This window comes from Alkalibacterium putridalgicola, assembly GCF_040959045.1.
Taxonomy (GTDB): Bacteria; Bacillota; Bacilli; order Lactobacillales; family Carnobacteriaceae_A; genus Alkalibacterium; species Alkalibacterium putridalgicola.
This window is the reverse complement of record NZ_CP162615.1, coordinates 1,557,913-1,574,292: the sequence shown is the minus strand read 5'-3', so window position 1 is coordinate 1,574,292 and position 16,380 is coordinate 1,557,913. Positions and strand designations below refer to the sequence as shown.

The 16,380-nt window shown below is 42.4% G+C and carries 18 protein-coding genes and 1 riboswitch; all 18 genes read left to right on the top strand.

The features are described from left to right. Window positions 1–50 precede the first annotated feature (50 nt). The 18 genes from AB4027_RS07435 to cmk all read left to right on the top strand — a co-directional run bounded on the left by AB4027_RS07435 (window position 51) and on the right by cmk (window position 16,266). On the top strand, window positions 51–920 hold the full coding sequence (locus AB4027_RS07435; RefSeq protein ID WP_091485870.1) for a S1 RNA-binding domain-containing protein: 870 nt from the start codon (window positions 51–53) through the stop codon (window positions 918–920). Between the two features lie 100 nt (window positions 921–1,020). After that, complete coding sequence (locus tag AB4027_RS07430) at window positions 1,021–1,482, top strand: Fur family transcriptional regulator (RefSeq protein WP_368644876.1); 462 nt, start codon at window positions 1,021–1,023, stop codon at window positions 1,480–1,482. 10 nt (window positions 1,483–1,492) lie between these two features. Next, on the top strand, window positions 1,493–2,392 hold the full coding sequence (gene xerD / locus AB4027_RS07425; RefSeq protein ID WP_368644875.1) for a site-specific tyrosine recombinase XerD: 900 nt from the start codon (window positions 1,493–1,495) through the stop codon (window positions 2,390–2,392). 124 nt (window positions 2,393–2,516) lie between these two features. Next, complete coding sequence (deoB, locus tag AB4027_RS07420; protein ID WP_368644874.1) at window positions 2,517–3,686, top strand: phosphopentomutase; 1,170 nt, start codon at window positions 2,517–2,519, stop codon at window positions 3,684–3,686. A gap of 22 nt (window positions 3,687–3,708) precedes the next feature. Then, window positions 3,709–4,530: a purine-nucleoside phosphorylase gene (locus tag AB4027_RS07415; RefSeq protein WP_368644873.1), complete on the top strand. Its 822-nt coding sequence runs from the start codon at window positions 3,709–3,711 to the stop codon at window positions 4,528–4,530. Between the two features lie 171 nt (window positions 4,531–4,701). Then, a complete protein-coding gene (gene lysA / locus AB4027_RS07410) occupies window positions 4,702–6,036 on the top strand; it encodes a diaminopimelate decarboxylase (RefSeq protein WP_368646416.1) in 1,335 nt (444 codons plus the stop codon). A 15-nt stretch (window positions 6,037–6,051) separates the two neighbouring features. Further along, on the top strand, window positions 6,052–6,417 hold the full coding sequence (locus AB4027_RS07405) for a GNAT family N-acetyltransferase (protein ID WP_091485857.1): 366 nt from the start codon (window positions 6,052–6,054) through the stop codon (window positions 6,415–6,417). Window positions 6,418–6,438: 21 nt separating this feature from the next. Continuing rightward, entirely contained in the window at window positions 6,439–7,212 is a 774-nt protein-coding gene (locus tag AB4027_RS07400) for a segregation/condensation protein A (protein WP_091485854.1), read from the top strand. Next, on the top strand, window positions 7,205–7,759 hold the full coding sequence (gene scpB / locus AB4027_RS07395) for an SMC-Scp complex subunit ScpB (protein ID WP_091485851.1): 555 nt from the start codon (window positions 7,205–7,207) through the stop codon (window positions 7,757–7,759). The genes AB4027_RS07400 and scpB overlap by 8 nt, the downstream gene beginning before the upstream one ends. A gap of 11 nt (window positions 7,760–7,770) precedes the next feature. Further along, a complete protein-coding gene (locus tag AB4027_RS07390; RefSeq protein WP_091485848.1) occupies window positions 7,771–8,496 on the top strand; it encodes a pseudouridine synthase in 726 nt (241 codons plus the stop codon). A 115-nt stretch (window positions 8,497–8,611) separates the two neighbouring features. Then, window positions 8,612–9,355: a response regulator transcription factor gene (locus AB4027_RS07385; RefSeq protein ID WP_281282294.1), complete on the top strand. Its 744-nt coding sequence runs from the start codon at window positions 8,612–8,614 to the stop codon at window positions 9,353–9,355. A gap of 4 nt (window positions 9,356–9,359) precedes the next feature. Beyond that, the gene (locus tag AB4027_RS07380) at window positions 9,360–11,177 is read left to right on the top strand and encodes an ATP-binding protein (RefSeq protein ID WP_091485846.1); all 1,818 of its coding nucleotides are present in this window, start codon (window positions 9,360–9,362) and stop codon (window positions 11,175–11,177) included. A gap of 74 nt (window positions 11,178–11,251) precedes the next feature. Beyond that, window positions 11,252–11,369: riboswitch (FMN riboswitch) on the top strand. Window positions 11,370–11,528: 159 nt separating this feature from the next. After that, window positions 11,529–12,143, top strand: coding sequence for an ECF transporter S component (locus AB4027_RS07375; protein WP_368646415.1), 615 nt, complete (start codon window positions 11,529–11,531; stop codon window positions 12,141–12,143). Between the two features lie 168 nt (window positions 12,144–12,311). Then, window positions 12,312–12,611 (top strand): hypothetical protein, encoded by a 300-nt coding sequence (locus AB4027_RS07370; RefSeq protein WP_368644872.1) that lies wholly within the window; start codon window positions 12,312–12,314, stop codon window positions 12,609–12,611. Further along, window positions 12,608–13,363 (top strand): helix-turn-helix domain-containing protein, encoded by a 756-nt coding sequence (locus AB4027_RS07365; protein ID WP_368644871.1) that lies wholly within the window; start codon window positions 12,608–12,610, stop codon window positions 13,361–13,363. The genes AB4027_RS07370 and AB4027_RS07365 overlap by 4 nt, the downstream gene beginning before the upstream one ends. Further along, complete coding sequence (locus tag AB4027_RS07360) at window positions 13,356–14,810, top strand: ATP-dependent DNA helicase RecQ (protein WP_368644870.1); 1,455 nt, start codon at window positions 13,356–13,358, stop codon at window positions 14,808–14,810. The genes AB4027_RS07365 and AB4027_RS07360 overlap by 8 nt, the downstream gene beginning before the upstream one ends. Window positions 14,811–14,859: 49 nt before the next feature. Further along, window positions 14,860–15,570: a LysM peptidoglycan-binding domain-containing protein gene (locus tag AB4027_RS07355; protein ID WP_368644869.1), complete on the top strand. Its 711-nt coding sequence runs from the start codon at window positions 14,860–14,862 to the stop codon at window positions 15,568–15,570. 24 nt (window positions 15,571–15,594) lie between these two features. Next, window positions 15,595–16,266 carry a (d)CMP kinase gene (cmk, locus tag AB4027_RS07350; protein WP_368644868.1) on the top strand — a complete coding sequence of 224 codons (672 nt, stop codon included), beginning with the start codon at window positions 15,595–15,597 and terminating at the stop codon, window positions 16,264–16,266. Window positions 16,267–16,380 lie beyond the last annotated feature (114 nt).

Here is a 16,380-nt window from a genome sequence, read left to right as displayed (position 1 = left end):
CATTGTCTCATTTTTTATTTTTACTTTATAGTTACAAAAAGGAGACAGACATGAATAAAGATTTGGCAACAATCATTACAGCTATCGTCACAGACAAAAATGATAAAGAAGCATTTGTGCAGAAGAATGGGATCACATACAGAGTCGTTTCAGAAGATGAGGTTTCTGTTGGGGATACATTAAAAGGATTTGTATATATCGATAAACAGGATCAGGCAGTATTTACGACGGATCTCCCTGAAATCAATAAAGAAACGTTCGGCTGGGGGACAGTCGTCAAGGTGAACAGAAAATTAGGCGTTTTTGTAGATGTAAACTGGCAGGATAAGGATGTTGTCGTTTCCATGGATGATCTGCCTGCAGAAGGGCGTCTCTGGCCAAAAGAAGGGGATAAGCTCTTCGTTTCCATTAAAGTAGATGACAAGGATCGCATATGGGGTGATCTGGCAGACGAAGAAAAATTCTTTGAAGACTACGTCGAAGGCACGAAACAAATGCATAATCAGGATGTTACGGGTATCGTCTTCCATCTTAAGAAAAGCGGGACCTACATTATTACAGAAGACAAATACATTCTGTTTGTTCATCCGAGTGAACAGGATCAGGAGCCAAGACTAGGTCAGGAAGTTTCAGGCCGGATCATCGGGGTAAGAGAAGACGGCGTCCTTTATGCTTCCAGACAACCGCGGGCGCATGAAGTCATTGAAGATGATGCACTTATGCTGCTTGAGATGCTGAAACGTTCTGAAGATGGTCGTATCCCATTCCATAATAAAACGGAGCCTGAGCTTATCAAAAAGCAATTCGGGATCAGTAAGGGACAATTTAAGCGTGCTGTCGGCAGACTGATGAAAAAAGGGTTAGTCACTCAGGACGAAGAAGGTACAAAATTGATCAAAGATCCCGCAGATGAACAATAAACAGGTTGAGACTTTGGAGATATTCTTTTATACTTATTCTAATGAGGAATAGGTATAGCAGGGTATAGATAAGAATCAATATAATCTAAGGGAGTTCGGCATGAATAAATTAGACTCTTCGTTTAAAGTAATAAAAAAGAAATTGCAAGAGGCAGGGTTCAAACTGACCCCTCAAAGAGAGCTGACCGTTGAGGTTTTGCTTGAAAAGGAAAAAGACCACTTGAGTGCCGAAGAAGTGTACCTTTTGGTGAAATCAAAAAACGCCGGTATCGGACTGGCGACAGTTTATCGTACGCTTGAGATCCTGACCGAGCTTCAGATCATCAATAAGCTGACTTTTCAGGATGGAATCGCTCGATATGACCTCAATATGAATGGTGGTAAACATCAACACCACCACTTATTGTGTCTGAAATGCGGGAAGATCGAAGAAGTGAAAAATGATATGCTCCTAGAAATCGAAATGGAGATCGAGAAGGAATATCACTTTATAGTGAAAGATCATCGCCTGACTTTCCACGGTATTTGCAGCAATTGTACCAGTAACCAATTGAGTAAATGAGGTTGAGTGTATGTTGAATAGAGAACCATTTGATGACTATATCGTCTTTCTTAAAATCGAAAAAGGCTTATCTGTTAATACAGTCAACAGTTACAGGAGAGATATCGAACAATACATCAGTTACCTGGATGAACATGAAATAATGTCGTGGGAGGGGATAGACCGCTATCTCCTTCTCGCTTATTTCAGTGATCAGAAGAACATGAATAAGGCAGACAATACGATCATCCGTATGTTTTCTAGTATCAGAAAATTTCATCAGTACTTAAAACAGGAAGGATATACGCAGGAAGACCCCATGCTGTACGTGAAAACGCCTAAGAAGGCAGATAGCTTGCCTAAAATCGTATCCATGCAGCAGATCGATCAGCTCCTGCAGACACCAGACACCACCAGACCTTTAGGTATTAGGGATCGCGCGATACTGGAAGTGATGTATGCCACGGGCCTGCGCATTACCGAATTGATAGAGTTGACGACCAATGACATTCATATGTCCATGAAGCTCATTCAAATAGTCGGCAAGGGAAACAAAGAACGGCTGATACCCATCGGTGATATGGGCTGTAAGTGGCTGGACTACTATATGACCACGACCAGACCGAAACTGCTGGGAAAAGCGAAGCAGGAGACTGCTGTTATTTTTTTGAATTCTCGTGGAAGCCCTTTAAGCCGGCAGGGTGTCTGGAAAAACATAAAAAAAATCGCTCAAAAAGCCGGGTTGAAAAAATCGATCACGCCACATACGCTGAGACACTCTTTCGCCACTCATCTACTTGAGAATGGTGCGGATCTGAGAGTGGTACAGGAGCTTTTGGGCCATGCGAATGTTTCTACGACCCAGATCTATACACACATAACCAAGCACAGACTGAAAGATGTCTATACGACCTACCATCCGAGGGCTTGACAGTAATAATGAGTGTAATCTAAAAATGTTATCATAAAAGCGCTGAACACCGCGTCATTCTTGCATTCTTAAGAAGAAACATATATTCTAAAAGTATGAGAAAATAAAAGGAGGAAGTTTTTTTATGAATTTTGATCGTGTCCATTTAGTCGTTTTAGATTCAGTCGGTATCGGTGAAGCACCCGATGCTAAAGATTTCAATGATGAAGGCGCACACACGTTAGGCCACATTGCAGAAGAGGCAGGCTTAAGTGTCCCGAACATGCAGTCTTTAGGTTTAGGAAATATTGCACCTTTAAAAGGGATCGATCCCGTCGATTCAGCAAAAGGCTACTATACAAAACTGGAAGAAAAATCTGTAGGTAAAGATACGATGACGGGCCACTGGGAATTAATGGGTCTGCATATCAAAACACCGTTCAGAGTCTTCCCTGATGGCTTTCCTGATGACTTGATCAAGCAGATCGAAGAGCACACAGGAAGAAAAGTCGTCGGCAACAAACCGGCGTCTGGAACGGAGATCATTGATGAGCTCGGTGAACACCAGATGGAAACAGGTGACCTGATCGTTTACACATCTGCTGACCCTGTTCTCCAGATCGCAGCACATGAAGAGGTGATCCCTCTGGAAGAGCTATACGAGATCTGTGAATATGTCAGAGAAATCACAAAAGATGATCCTTATATGATCGGTCGTATCATTGCCCGTCCATATGTGGGCGAACCTGGTGATTTCAATCGTACAAGCAACCGTCACGACTATGCATTAAGTCCTTTCGGTGATACGGTACTGGATTCTCTTAAAGAAGACGGTAAAGATGTCATTGCAGTCGGCAAGATCAATGATATCTTCAACGGCAAAGGCATTACAGAATCTGTACGTACGAAATCCAATATGGATGGTGTGGACCAGCTGTTGAAAGTCATGAAAAAAGATTTCAACGGTATGAGCTTTACTAACCTTGTTGATTTTGATGCTCTTTACGGCCACAGAAGGAATGTTGAAGGATATAGAGACGCTCTGGAAGCTTTCGATGCCCGCATGCCGGAAATCTATGATGCTCTAGAAGATAACGATCTTCTGATCATTACGGCTGACCATGGTAACGATCCGACAGCTTCTGGAACAGATCATACGAGAGAGTACGTTCCTGTTCTGATTTATTCTCCAAAATTTAATACTGGAGAAGAATTACCTCAGGGACTGTTTGCAGATATCAGTGCAACGATCGCAGACAACTTCAACGTCAAAGCCACTGGTTTCGGCGACAGCTTCCTCGGCAAACTAAAATAAATATTTAAAAGGAGAAAAATGAATGACTGAAAAATATACTGAAGCAATTGAGAAAGCATCTTCATTCCTTAAATCTAAAGGGATGGAAAAACCCGAAATAGGACTGATCCTGGGATCCGGTTTAGGAGAGCTGGCAAACGAAGCAGAAAATGCTGTTGTTGTTCCTTATGAAGATATCCCTGAATTCCCTGTTTCCACAGTTCAAGGACATGCCGGCCAGCTGGTTTACGGTGACCTCGGCGGGAAAAAAGTCCTGGCTATGCAGGGACGTTTCCACTACTATGAAGGCTATTCCATGCAGGAAGTTACTTTCCCAGTCAGAGTAATGAAAGCTCTTGGCGTAGAATCACTGGTCGTTACGAATGCCGCAGGCGGAGTAAATGAAGACTTTACACCAGGCGATCTGATGATCATTACTGATCACATCAACATGATCGGTGTGAACCCGCTGCACGGGCCGAACGATAACGATCTAGGTCCAAGATTTACTGATATGAGCAGTGCCTACAACAAAGAATATCAGCGTCTTATTGAAGAGGCAGCTTCTGAAAAGGACATCAACGTTCAAAAAGGTGTGTACATGGGCTTTTCAGGTCCGACGTACGAAACGCCAGCTGAAGTCCGAATGGCGCGTACTTTAGGCGGAGATGCTGTCGGTATGTCAACTGTGCCTGAAGTGATCGTTGCTAATCATGCCGGTCTTAAAGTTGCAGGTATTTCATGTATCACGAACTATGCTGCAGGCATGCAGGAAAATCTGAATCACGACGAAGTGGTAGAAGTCACCACACGTGTAAGAGAGACATTTAAGTCCCTAGTCAAATCAGTCATTTCAAAACTTTAAACCGTTTGGACTAAGTCATATCGGGAGAAAGAGCGAAAGTGTAGAAGCTTTCGCTCTTTCTCTGTCTGTATATCAGTATCTGTTTGATTTTTGAGTGATAAGTAGGTATGATTATCATGAATGATTTTCTTTCGTTGTAAACAACCAATTTAACAAGGAATGTGGGAAATGATGAATAAACAGACTTATAATAAACGAATGATGAGCAACATGGAAGTCAACAGTCAGAATCATTTAGTCATTGATGGTGTGGATACAGTAGATATCGTCAATAAATACGGTACGCCTGTCAATGTCTATGATATCTCTTTGGTCAAACAGAAAATCAGTGCATTTAAAGAAGCCTTTAAAACGTATGAAAACAAAACGCAGGTTGCTTATGCCAGTAAAGCGTTCTCTTCGCTGGCTCTTTATGAAATACTGGCTAAAGAAGATGTATCCCTGGACGTTGTATCCGGTGGTGAACTTTTTTTAGCTCTAAAAGCTGGCTTTCCAAAAGAGCGTATTCATTTCCATGGAAACAATAAATCACATGAAGAACTGGAAGCTGCTATATCCGAACAGATCGGCTGCATAGTGATCGATAATTTCTATGAAATCGGCATGATCGAAGAGCTTACAGAGAAACTCGACGCCACAGTGGATGTCCTGATACGAGTCACTCCAGGTGTAGAAGCACATACGCATGAATATATCACAACTGGACAGGCAGATTCTAAGTTCGGCTTTGATTTGGCATCCGGTCAGGTCGAAGCAGCCATCAAAGAGATCAAGTCCATTGACAGGATCAATATGATCGGTCTGCATGCTCATATCGGTTCTCAGATTTTTGAGGTCGACGGATATCAAGTAGTGATAGAGAAACTTATAGGTAAAGCTAAAGAGTGGAAAGAGGCCTATGACTTTAAATTAGATGTTCTGAATGTAGGTGGAGGATTCGGTATACGCTACACGGATGAAGATGCTCCTCTTCCGCTGGATGAGTATGCAAAAGCTATTATGAGTGCTGTGAGAAAACATGCAGACGTGAATGATTTGGTCTTACCCGAGATCTGGATCGAGCCGGGAAGAAGTATCGTCGGCGAAGCAGGGACGAGCCTGTATACCATTGGAACGCAAAAAACGATCCCCTCGATCAGAAAATATGTGTCTGTTGACGGTGGGATGGCAGATAATATCAGACCAGCCTTATATCAGGCGGAGTATACAGGCGTATTGGCAAACAGAGTCAACGAAGAGGAAGAAGAAAAAGTCTCTATTGCCGGAAAAGCCTGCGAAAGCGGAGATATGCTGATCTGGGATATCACCTTACCGCAGCCGGACCAGAATGATATCCTTGCTGTCTTCAGTACGGGTGCTTATGGCTATTCTATGGCCAGCAATTACAATCGTCTTCCAAGACCAGCTGTTGTATTTGTAGAAAACGGGAAAGACTTTTTAGCGATTCGACGAGAAACAGTTCAGGATTTCCTGAAGCTGGAAAATAGTATGGAAAACTGGAACTAAAATAGGAGGGCTTTTATGCTCATCAGATATAAAGCTGATTATCAGAAAATAACGATGGGATTACTGTCCTACGTTCCTGATTTAAAAGAGACAGCTCGTTTGACAAAGGAAATGGAATGGTACAATCAGGAAGATAACAGGCAGCTGTTTTTATGGAAAAGTGAGGAAACAGGAGATTTAGCCGGTGTTGTCGGTATAGAAGAGGATGAAGAAATCGTTCTCTTGAGACACATTGCGGTCAATCCTTCCTATCGTGAAGAAGGGATGGCATACCGTATGCTGACGGCGCTGTCAAAAATCTATGCATCGAAGCGTATTGTCGGTACACTTGAAACGGCCTCGATTGTTACGAAATGGCAAAAAGGAACAGATCATCAATAACACAACAAAGTAGGAATCCGAATGAGCGAAAAATGGAAAGTAAACTTGGATATATTTGAAGGTCCACTTGATTTGCTGCTTCATTTGATCAATAAACTGGAGATAGATATCTATGATATCCCCATTAAAGAAATAACTGAACAGTATTTAAATTATATCCATGCCATGCAGATGCTCCGGCTGGACGTGGCAGGGGAATATCTTGTCATGGCCGCTACTCTGATGTCGATCAAGAGTCAACTGCTTCTTCCAAGAAATGAATCATGGGAAGAAGAAGGGGAAGAGTATGCCGTTGAAGAAGATTCCATCGAGAATCTTCAGCAGAAACTCCTCGAGTATCGCAAGATAAAATATGCATCGACTAAACTTAATGAGCACCGGAAAACCAGGGAGCAGCATTACTCGAAACCACATGAAGACTTGACCCATTTCCAGCAATTTGTTCCTATGGAAGCGGGAGAACTGGAACTGAGAGATCTTATTGGAGCTTTTGGTGAAATGTTTAGAAGAAAAGAATGGCTGGATCCCGCACCCAGCACGATCGATCTGGAAGAAATCACAGTGAATGAGAAAATCGAGTGGCTTGAAAGAAGGATGCTGAAAAGCACACAGGCCATTCCTTTTAGACTGCTCTTTTCCAGACCGACCAAAAGAGAATATGTCGTCACCTTTCTGGCTCTACTGGAGATGATGAAAGACAACCGGGTCATCATCAAACAGAGTGAGAGCTTTGGTGAAATTTATTTATCACGTGTACAGCAGGAGGAGAAAGGACTGAGTCAGCCAGATGAATGAGTTTGCTACATATGAAGCTTTATTATTCATAGCCGGGGAAGAGGGGATGAGGCTGAATGATTTGGCTCAGTTGACCAAATCGACCCCCGAGCATGTTAAAGCGTGTCTTGAAGAACTATCTGAACGTTACTTGAACGAGGAAAACAGTGGTCTCAAGCTTATAGAAACCGCAGAAACCTATCGTCTGGTCACGAAGAAAGAATTTTCAGCGGTCATCGAACAGTATGCTCAGTCTCCTTTATCGAAAAAATTAAGCAAGGCTTCAGTTGAAACCTTAGCCGTTATTGCGTATAAGCAGCCGATCACGCGAATGGAAATCGAAGATATCAGAGGCGTTCAATTGTCTTCAAGTCTTCAGAAACTGAAATTAAGAAATCTGATTCAAGAAATAGGACGTGTGGAGGCGCCCGGACGTCCGGTACTTTATGGTACGACCGACTATTTCCTGGATTATTTTGGATTGAACGATCTGACAGAATTACCTGAACTTGAAGTCGAAGAAAAAATTGAAAATCAGCGTTTATTTGATGAAGAATTAGAATTTTAAAGGAGATTATTATGGAACGTCTACAAAAAGTTATGGCACATGCGGGAATCGCTTCCCGTAGAGGCTCAGAAAAATTGATCAAAGAAGGCCGAGTACAAGTTAATGGTAAAGTGGTTACCGAGATGGGGCTGAATGTAAGTCATGCGGATACGATCGCAGTAGACGGTGTTCCGATCACTAAAGAAGAAAAATTATATTTCATATTGAATAAACCTAGAGGAGTCATCTCAAGTGCTGATGATCCTAAAGGCAGAAAAACAGTGGTCGACTTTTTCTCTCACGTCGATCAGCGCGTTTATCCTGTTGGTCGTCTGGATTACGATACAACTGGTGTGCTTTTATTAACGAATGACGGTGAACTGACCAACCAGCTTACTCATCCCAAATACGGGATAGAGAAAACGTATATCGCTAAAGTAGAGGGACTTATTCATAAATCATCCATTTCAAAACTGGAAAAAGGGCTGGAAATCGATGGCTACAAAACGCGTCCTGCAAAGGCGAGGATTATAGATATCGATATCAAAAAGAATAAGAGTATGGTCGAGCTGACCATTCACGAAGGAAAAAATCATCAGGTCAAAAAAATGCTTAAGGCAGTGGGGCATCCTGTTGAAAAACTGAATAGAGACCGGTATGGCTTCTTGACGACTGAAGGGCTGCAGTCTGGAGAATGGCGTGAACTGAAAACATTTGAAGTGAACAAGCTGAAACAGCTCGTTAAAGAAAACTCTTAAAAGCGAATATATTGGCGGAAACAAAGCGCATTCGTTATAATAGTTATAGATGATATTTGCTGAACAGAAGAGATACTAGCAATGACTAAAGTATGAATTAGAGGAGTGTCTAAACGTGACCGAAGAGACTAATCAAGACAACAAAAAGAAATTGCTAGTAGTTGATGATGAAGATAGAATCAGAAGACTACTAAAAATGTATTTGGAAAAAGCCGATTACAGCATTGAAGAAGCTGAAAATGGACAAAAAGCTTTGGATTTGGCTCTCGAAAATGATTATGATCTGATCCTTCTGGATGTCATGATGCCGGAAATGGACGGACTTGAGGTAGCAGAAGAAATCAGAAAAGAAAAAGAAACCCCGATCATGATGCTGACGGCGAAAGGGGAAGAATTGAACCGTATACAGGGCTTTGAAGCGGGTGTGGATGATTATATCGTCAAGCCATTCAGTCCAAGAGAAATCGTCCTGCGTGTGGCCGCTATTATCAAACGGACAAAAAGTGAATCGCCTGCCGGAACGAACGGAGATGTTTCAGATACATTGACATTGCCTCATCTGGAAATCGACAATGATTCCAGAAGAGTAACAGCAGACGGGAAATCGGTCAATTTGACGCCTAAAGAGTACGACCTGCTGCATTATCTCATGTCGTCGCCGGATCAGATTTTTGGAAGGGAACAGCTGCTCCGAGAAGTGTGGAAGTATGAATTCTTCGGAGATCTGAGGACGGTGGATACACATATCAAGCGTCTGAGAGAAAAGCTCAAAAAGGAATCAGAAGTCGCATCTAAGATGATCGAAACCGTTTGGGGATTAGGGTACAAACTGAATTCTTATCCAGACGAAGAGGAGTAAGCGTATGAAGATAAATGTAGTGGCAATCAGGATCTGGCTCATTACGTTTGGGATCACGTTATTGTCATTCGTCTTCACAACTGTATTTTACGGTGTTTTCTATTCTCAGGAGATCAAAGAGAACTATATGGATGAATATGAACAGATCATAGAAAATGTGGAACGCCTGGCAACTGCGGATCCGCATTTTTTATTGGAAAATATCGAGCCGATCAATAATTTTCATTCACAAGTGAATTTCGCCTTGTTACTGGAGGATACTTACACCCCGAACGACGATGAGTGGGTCTTACCCTTTGATGAACAGGAACAGGAAATGATCGCTGAGGAACCAGGGATCATGGACGTTATTGATTCCAGTGAGTCCGTTAAGATGCGCTCAGACCAAAATGACGAATACGATGCTACGATCCCCTATGTCTTTCACATACAGCCAACGGTCATCGATGGGGAAGATGCGCTGCTGTATTCCTGGGCAGACTTGTCTTTTCTCGTAACGCTGGAAAGACGCATCAGTTATCTGCTTACCGGTCTTGTGCTGGCGCATATCTTTGCGGCTGTATATTATTATATCTACCTTAAACGAAATGTTTCAGAACCGATCAACGCCATGACTAATATCGCTTTCGACTTTGCGCGGGATGATTTCAGTCATCAGCTCCCGATCTCAGGACGGGATGACTTGTCTGAGCTGGCCATGGCGATGAATAAGATGGGACATTCTCTTGAGACGAACCGGATGGTCGTTAAACAGGAAAAAGAATTATTGTCTCATATACTGGATAATATCGAGACCGGGATCATCTATTACGATTCTGATAAAACGCTTCTGTTATCCAATCCTGTTGGTGATCTGTTTCTCACACATTATCAGATCGAAGAATCGAATTTTTCAGATCAGGATGAATTTGTTGATATAGAAGCAAAACTGGATGAAGTCATTCAAGAGAAAGCATCGGTCGAGTTTACCATTGAGATGGAAGAAACGTATTATGTGGTGACTGTGCTGCCTCTACTGGAAAGTGAAAGCCAGGATCTCCGTGGTCTGGTCGTTTCCACAAAAGATCTGACTAAGGAACATCGTCTGGACAGGATGAGAGTCGACTTTATCAATAATATCTCTCATGAATTACGTACCCCTCTAGTGATGGTCCAGGGCTATAGTGAAGCCATACTCGATGACGTAGCGGAAAGCATAGAAGAAAAGAAAGAAATGGCTCAGATCATTCGAGATGAATCTCAGCGTATGAACCGGATGGTGAACGAAATGCTGGACTTGTCACGGATGGAAGCCGGCTATATTGAATTGCAGAAGACGGAAGTCAATATGAACAGTTATCTGCGTAATCTTCTGTTCCGTTTTGATAATATGGCGAGTGATGTTGAGGTGTCACTCCAGATGGAAGCGCCGAAAGAAACGATCCACCAGATGCTTGACAAAGATAAGATGGATCAGGTTTTTGTGAACTTGATCAATAATGCAATCAGACATACCAGCATGACAGAGAAAAGTGAAAAAATCGTCACCCTTCAGCTGCTTAAAGAAGAAGAACTGGATGAAGTGGTGATGATCGTTAAGGATACCGGGACAGGCATACCCGAAGACGATCTGCCATATATCTTTGACCGGTTTTTCAAAGCAGATAAGTCTCGGAATAATTATTCGTCCAATGCCAAAGGAACAGGTATCGGCTTGTCTCTGGTCAAGAATATCATTGAAGCTCATGGTGGATTCATTGAAGTGGAGTCGACATTTGGTGAAGGTTCTGCCTTTATCATCCACATCCCTATGTCTGACGAGGAAGACGATTCAGAAGAGTGACCGGGATGTCAATTCAAACACTTGACTAATTCTGTTATTCCATTATAATAAGTAGTGAAAATAAAATAATTATGATTCATCTTCAGGGGCAGGGTGCAAATCCCTACCGGTGGTATAGTCCACGAGCGAGTAAAATTGCTGAACTGGTGTAATTCCAGTACCGACAGTATAGTCTGGATAAAGAAGATGGAGCTTTTTGACTGAATATAAATCTGTCTATAGCTCTGTTTGCTTCCTGAAATATGGAGACAAGCAGAGTTTTTTTGTTTCTTCATCTTTCGGGGGCAGCAGCATGTCAGTGGTATTCAGTGGAGTTCACCCTAAGTAGGATGAATCCTTTCAGGAGGATTTATTATGTCAAACAGCAAGACGAAGAAATTAGTAGGTGTCGCCATGTTAGCATCATTAGCCTGGGTGATATCCATGTTAGCTTTTCCGGTACTGCCTGGTTCACCATTTTTGAAGGTGGATTTCAGTGATTTAGCCGTGTTATTCGGCATGTATGTATATGGGCCAGCAGCAGGAATCACGATTGCGTTTATTCGCTCACTCTTATCCTATGCCCAAAAAGGTGGAGAAATGGGATTCCCGATCGGTGATACTGCGGCATTTATAGCTTCAGTTTCGTTTACACTGCCGATCTACCTTGTACTCATCAAACATGGTTCATCGTTAAAAAATAAAATAGCGGGTATCTTTTCATCAACGTTGTCCTTGACAGTCATGATGTCGGTACTGAACTGGCTGTTTATTGCTCCAGCCTATATGGCTGTTATGGGATTCGATGTCGGTCCTATGCGTACGTATCTACTATTAGCCGTGGTTCCTTTTAACCTGATCAAAGGTGTACTGGTTGGACTTGTTTTCTACGTTGCCTTTAGCAAACTTAAACCTTGGCTGGATAAAACGAAGAAAAAATATAAAAAAAAGCGGGCGCACAGAATGGTCGCTAATGAAACGCACTAATTAAAAAAACTTTTTCTAAAAAAGAATAAATCATACCCGATTGATTCAAGGTATGGTTTGTTCTCTTTTTTTGTTTTGACAAAAGTCATATTTCTCATTAAGACATTCTTGAAATAATGTTATAATAGGAATCAAATATGCAAGGATATCCGCGGAGGTGTCATAAGAGTGAGAGAAGATTTTATTTTCAAATTCATACTGAGTTTGTTTAACGAGCAAACGCGTGTGACAGCTAAACAGCTCAGTCTAATCGCGGGAGGAAAGCGTACCCCTTCAGTCCTGTTTAATGTTGAGAAAAATAAGCTCTACACTCTGTTTGGCCTATTTCCGGATCTTTCTTTAAAAGAATGGGAGAGTCTGACAAATACTCTTCTTGAGAACGAGCTCGTTGATTTGAATGAAGGGAGTCTGTGCCAGACTGCGAAGGGGGCGAAAGTCAAAAAAATTTTACGGATGCTTTTCCAGTGAACAACGAATTGGATCAGTTGCGCTATTCGGCGACTAAGCCGCTTTTTTGGCATCGTCTGATTTTCACAACACAGGTCTTCTCAGAGTACAGTAATAATAATAAGCATTACCTGCCTTATCTTTCGTCACTGGATGATCAGCAAAGCCTGAAAAAGTGGCTGGGAGAACAGGGGAGGTCAATGGATGAATTGACTGCAGACTGGTTCAAAGAGCTGAGAGCCTTCTTCCAGACGTTGCTGCCCAAAGAGGCTGACTTTATTGCCGGCCATCTCACTGGTTACAATGTCAGCGGGAGTACCAGCCGTCAGATGCAGGAAACATTTGGATTATCCCAAAAACACTATGCCGTCTTCATTGATCAGCTCAGTTACAAATCAGCTCGATTAGATGGAGACCGATATCCTCTGCTTAAGTCACTATGGGAAACGACCCATATGGATTGTGAGGAGGGCTTAAGTCACAGTGCAAGAATATCAAAGCATCTGCTTGAAGAAGGTAAGGGCATAGAAGAAATTGCCAGAAGAAGAAAACTGAAAGCCAATACCATTAAAGAGCACATACTGGAATGCGTTCTGATAACCGACTGGCCGTACTTTAAACGGTATATCCGAGCTCAACACTTTACTGCCTGCCATGAATTACTTGAAACAAATCCCTCGGTGAAATATGCTGAAGCGAAAACTCTGATCGATGATCTGGATTTTTTCACTTTTCGTTTAGTCGAGATCGAAAGGATGCGACGTTATGGATGACTTACTTGAAAAACAGATGTATGAGAGGCTCGAATCAAGGTTCGGTTTTACTTCATTCAGGCCGGGACAAAAAGAGGCGATCGAAACGGCTTTGACTGGATATCATTCTCTGGTCATGTTGCCTACAGGAACAGGGAAGTCACTTTGTTATCAGCTGCCGTCCTATTTCCTGCCCGGAGCTACGCTTATCGTTTCGCCACTGCTTTCTCTTATGGAAGACCAAGTCGAAACGATGAAAAAGAACGGGGAGAAGTCAGTCGTTGCTTTGAACAGTTTTATGTCTCAAAAGGAAAAAAAGCTGGTCGTCAGCTCTCTACATACGTATAAGTTCATTTTCATGTCGCCGGAGATGCTGCAGCAGGAGTGGATTCTTGACCACTTGAAGAACTTGACCGTCTCTTTGCTTGTTGTAGATGAAGCGCATTGTATTTCTCAGTGGGGTATGGACTTTCGCCCCGATTATCTGAAACTGGGAGAGTTAAGAAACCATTTAAATGATCCTTTGACTATGGCGCTGACGGCGACTGCTGTGAAAACGGTCAGAGATGAAATCATCGAAAATCTGAATCTCCATGGAAAGGTAAAGGAAGTGATTTATTCTGTTGATCGTCCATCAATACAATTAAGAGTGGAACAGTGTACGGGAGATAAAGATACCAGGCTCTTTAATGCGATCGAAGCATTCGGACGTTCAGGCATCATATATTTTTCCAGTAAAAAAGGTGCAGATGCGATCGCCAGAAGGATCAGAGAAACCACCGAATATACTGCTGAAAGTTACCACAGTGATATTGAAGCAAAAGACAAGAAAAAAATACAGGCACAGTTTCTGACGAACGAGATGGATATCATCTGTGCAACGAGTGCCTTTGGGATGGGGATCGACAAACCCGATATCAGGTACGTGATCCACTATCATATGCCAGCAAATCCAGAAATGTATCTTCAGGAAATCGGCCGGGCAAGCAGAGACAGGAAAGGCGGCATTGCGCTGCTCCTTTATGAGAACGGGGATGAATATCTTCAGAATAGGCTGCAGGAAGAGTCACTGCCTGAAGAGAACGAATTGAGATATGCCTATAGACATCCAAAGGCACTGGAAGCTCTGAATGATGACAGCAAAACCAGACTCGCAAAATACTTTATAAAACAAAATATAGATATCAATGAAGCATTAAATCGTATATCAGAACGAAAACGGTATAAAAAACAACAGTTGAGTGTCATGGTTCAGTATGCTTCTGCAGACAGATGTAAACGAAAAATGCTATTGAATTATTTTAACGAAGAACTCAACGAATATCCCGGTGACTGTTGTTCTAGCTGTGACTCTCAATTAAGCTTACCTTATCAGCGGCAGCCTGGTCATATAGAACAAAAGAGAGAACTGGCCTGGGAAGTGATTTTGAACAAATTATTTAAATTTAACGAGCTGCCTAAAAAGTAATCGTATCTATGCTATAATAAATATCGAATCGTATGAGAGGAGTCACACTATGGGGAAAAAAGATCGTCAATCCATGGAAGAGCTTTGGTCAAAACGCTTTGACGAAGAAGTTGAATCCGATGAAGAAGAGCCACTGTCAAGAAAAGCTAAACGCGAAAGAGAAAAAAGCATTTCTCCGATCCTAACTGCCTTTTTAGTCTTTTTACTGCTGCTTGCCATCCTGCCGATATCCGCTTATCTCTGGTGGTCAAGTAGAGACAGCTTGTCTGAAGAACCAACAAGTCCTGCGGTCGAACAAGTCGCAGAAAATGAGCAAAATGAAGAGCCAGAGGAATCAGATGATATAGTACTTGAAGACACCGAGGAATCAGATACAAGAGATTCAGAGGAAGAGGAATCACAGAACGAAAGCGAAGTGGCTGCAGAAGCTGACGACGGATCCGATGAAGAATCAGGTGAAGGCGTAACCGGCACTGAAGATGGGTCTGAACCAGCAGCCAGCTCAGATGAGACTGGTTCCGATGAAGAAACAACGGACAGTTCGCAGGAAGAGATCGGCAATACCGGATCTTCCGATACAGTTCCCGCTGCTGAAGAAGAACCGGCAGAAACAGGGGATGCTACTTATTATACTGTTGAAGCGGGAGATAATATGTACCGCATTGCACTCAATCATGGGATGAGTACGGAAGAACTCATGCAGCTGAATGGCATCCAGGATGAAACCGTGTATGTAGGGCAGGAATTGAGAGTAAACTAATCAGATAACGAAAGTGTGGAGAGAATGGACAATAAATCATTAACCATTGCTATAGACGGACCGGCTTCTTCAGGTAAAAGCACAGTAGCTAAGCGGATCGCGGCCGACCTGGGCCTTATCTATGTGGATACGGGTGCGATGTATCGGACATTGACGTTTGAAGCCTTAAAAAACAATGTGAATATAAAAGACCAGAAGGCTTTGGTCGATTTGCTGGAGAAAACTGAGATCACATTTGAACCGGATGAAAAAGGCCAGTCTGTTTTTTCAAATGGCGTGGATGTCACATATGGCATCAGAGATAATAATGTGACAAACACCGTTTCTGTTGTTGCCGCACATTCCAAAGTCCGTCAGTTGATGGTCAAGCGACAGCAGGACATGGCCCAGGATAATGGCGTCGTCATGGATGGCCGTGATATCGGTACGGTCGTATTGCCGGATGCCGACCTTAAAATCTTTTTAGTGGCCAGTGTCAAGGAAAGAGCTGAACGCCGGCACAAGGAAAATAAGGAAAAAGGCATTTTTTCTGATCTGGATCAGCTGAAGAAAGATATTGCAGAAAGAGATTATAAAGACTCCACGCGTGATTCATCTCCTTTGAAGCAGGCAGAGGATGCGGTCAGGATCGATACGACAAAAATGACGATCGATGAAGTCGTCGATACTATAAAAAATTTGATCAAAAAAGCCTGATTTCAAGGATTTACACAAGATAGTATGTTTTAGTGGAAATTATTTTATATATTCGGTACAATTAAAGATGTAGGAATTATTGGTTTTGGGAGGCAAATATTATGACAGAAGAAA

What these genes read in the sequence shown, in the direction of transcription:
- AB4027_RS07435 (WP_091485870.1), top strand. Translation starts at nt 51, where the DNA reads ATGAATAAAGATTTGGCAACAATCATTACAGCTATCGTCACAGACAAA.
- AB4027_RS07430 (WP_368644876.1), top strand. Translation starts at nt 1,021, where the DNA reads ATGAATAAATTAGACTCTTCGTTTAAAGTAATAAAAAAGAAATTGCAA.
- xerD (WP_368644875.1), top strand. Translation starts at nt 1,493, where the DNA reads ATGTTGAATAGAGAACCATTTGATGACTATATCGTCTTTCTTAAAATC.
- deoB (WP_368644874.1), top strand. Translation starts at nt 2,517, where the DNA reads ATGAATTTTGATCGTGTCCATTTAGTCGTTTTAGATTCAGTCGGTATC.
- AB4027_RS07415 (WP_368644873.1), top strand. Translation starts at nt 3,709, where the DNA reads ATGACTGAAAAATATACTGAAGCAATTGAGAAAGCATCTTCATTCCTT.
- lysA (WP_368646416.1), top strand. Translation starts at nt 4,702, where the DNA reads ATGAATAAACAGACTTATAATAAACGAATGATGAGCAACATGGAAGTC.
- AB4027_RS07405 (WP_091485857.1), top strand. Translation starts at nt 6,052, where the DNA reads ATGCTCATCAGATATAAAGCTGATTATCAGAAAATAACGATGGGATTA.
- AB4027_RS07400 (WP_091485854.1), top strand. Translation starts at nt 6,439, where the DNA reads ATGAGCGAAAAATGGAAAGTAAACTTGGATATATTTGAAGGTCCACTT.
- scpB (WP_091485851.1), top strand. Translation starts at nt 7,205, where the DNA reads ATGAATGAGTTTGCTACATATGAAGCTTTATTATTCATAGCCGGGGAA.
- AB4027_RS07390 (WP_091485848.1), top strand. Translation starts at nt 7,771, where the DNA reads ATGGAACGTCTACAAAAAGTTATGGCACATGCGGGAATCGCTTCCCGT.
- AB4027_RS07380 (WP_091485846.1), top strand. Translation starts at nt 9,360, where the DNA reads ATGAAGATAAATGTAGTGGCAATCAGGATCTGGCTCATTACGTTTGGG.
- AB4027_RS07360 (WP_368644870.1), top strand. Translation starts at nt 13,356, where the DNA reads ATGGATGACTTACTTGAAAAACAGATGTATGAGAGGCTCGAATCAAGG.
- AB4027_RS07355 (WP_368644869.1), top strand. Translation starts at nt 14,860, where the DNA reads ATGGGGAAAAAAGATCGTCAATCCATGGAAGAGCTTTGGTCAAAACGC.
- cmk (WP_368644868.1), top strand. Translation starts at nt 15,595, where the DNA reads ATGGACAATAAATCATTAACCATTGCTATAGACGGACCGGCTTCTTCA.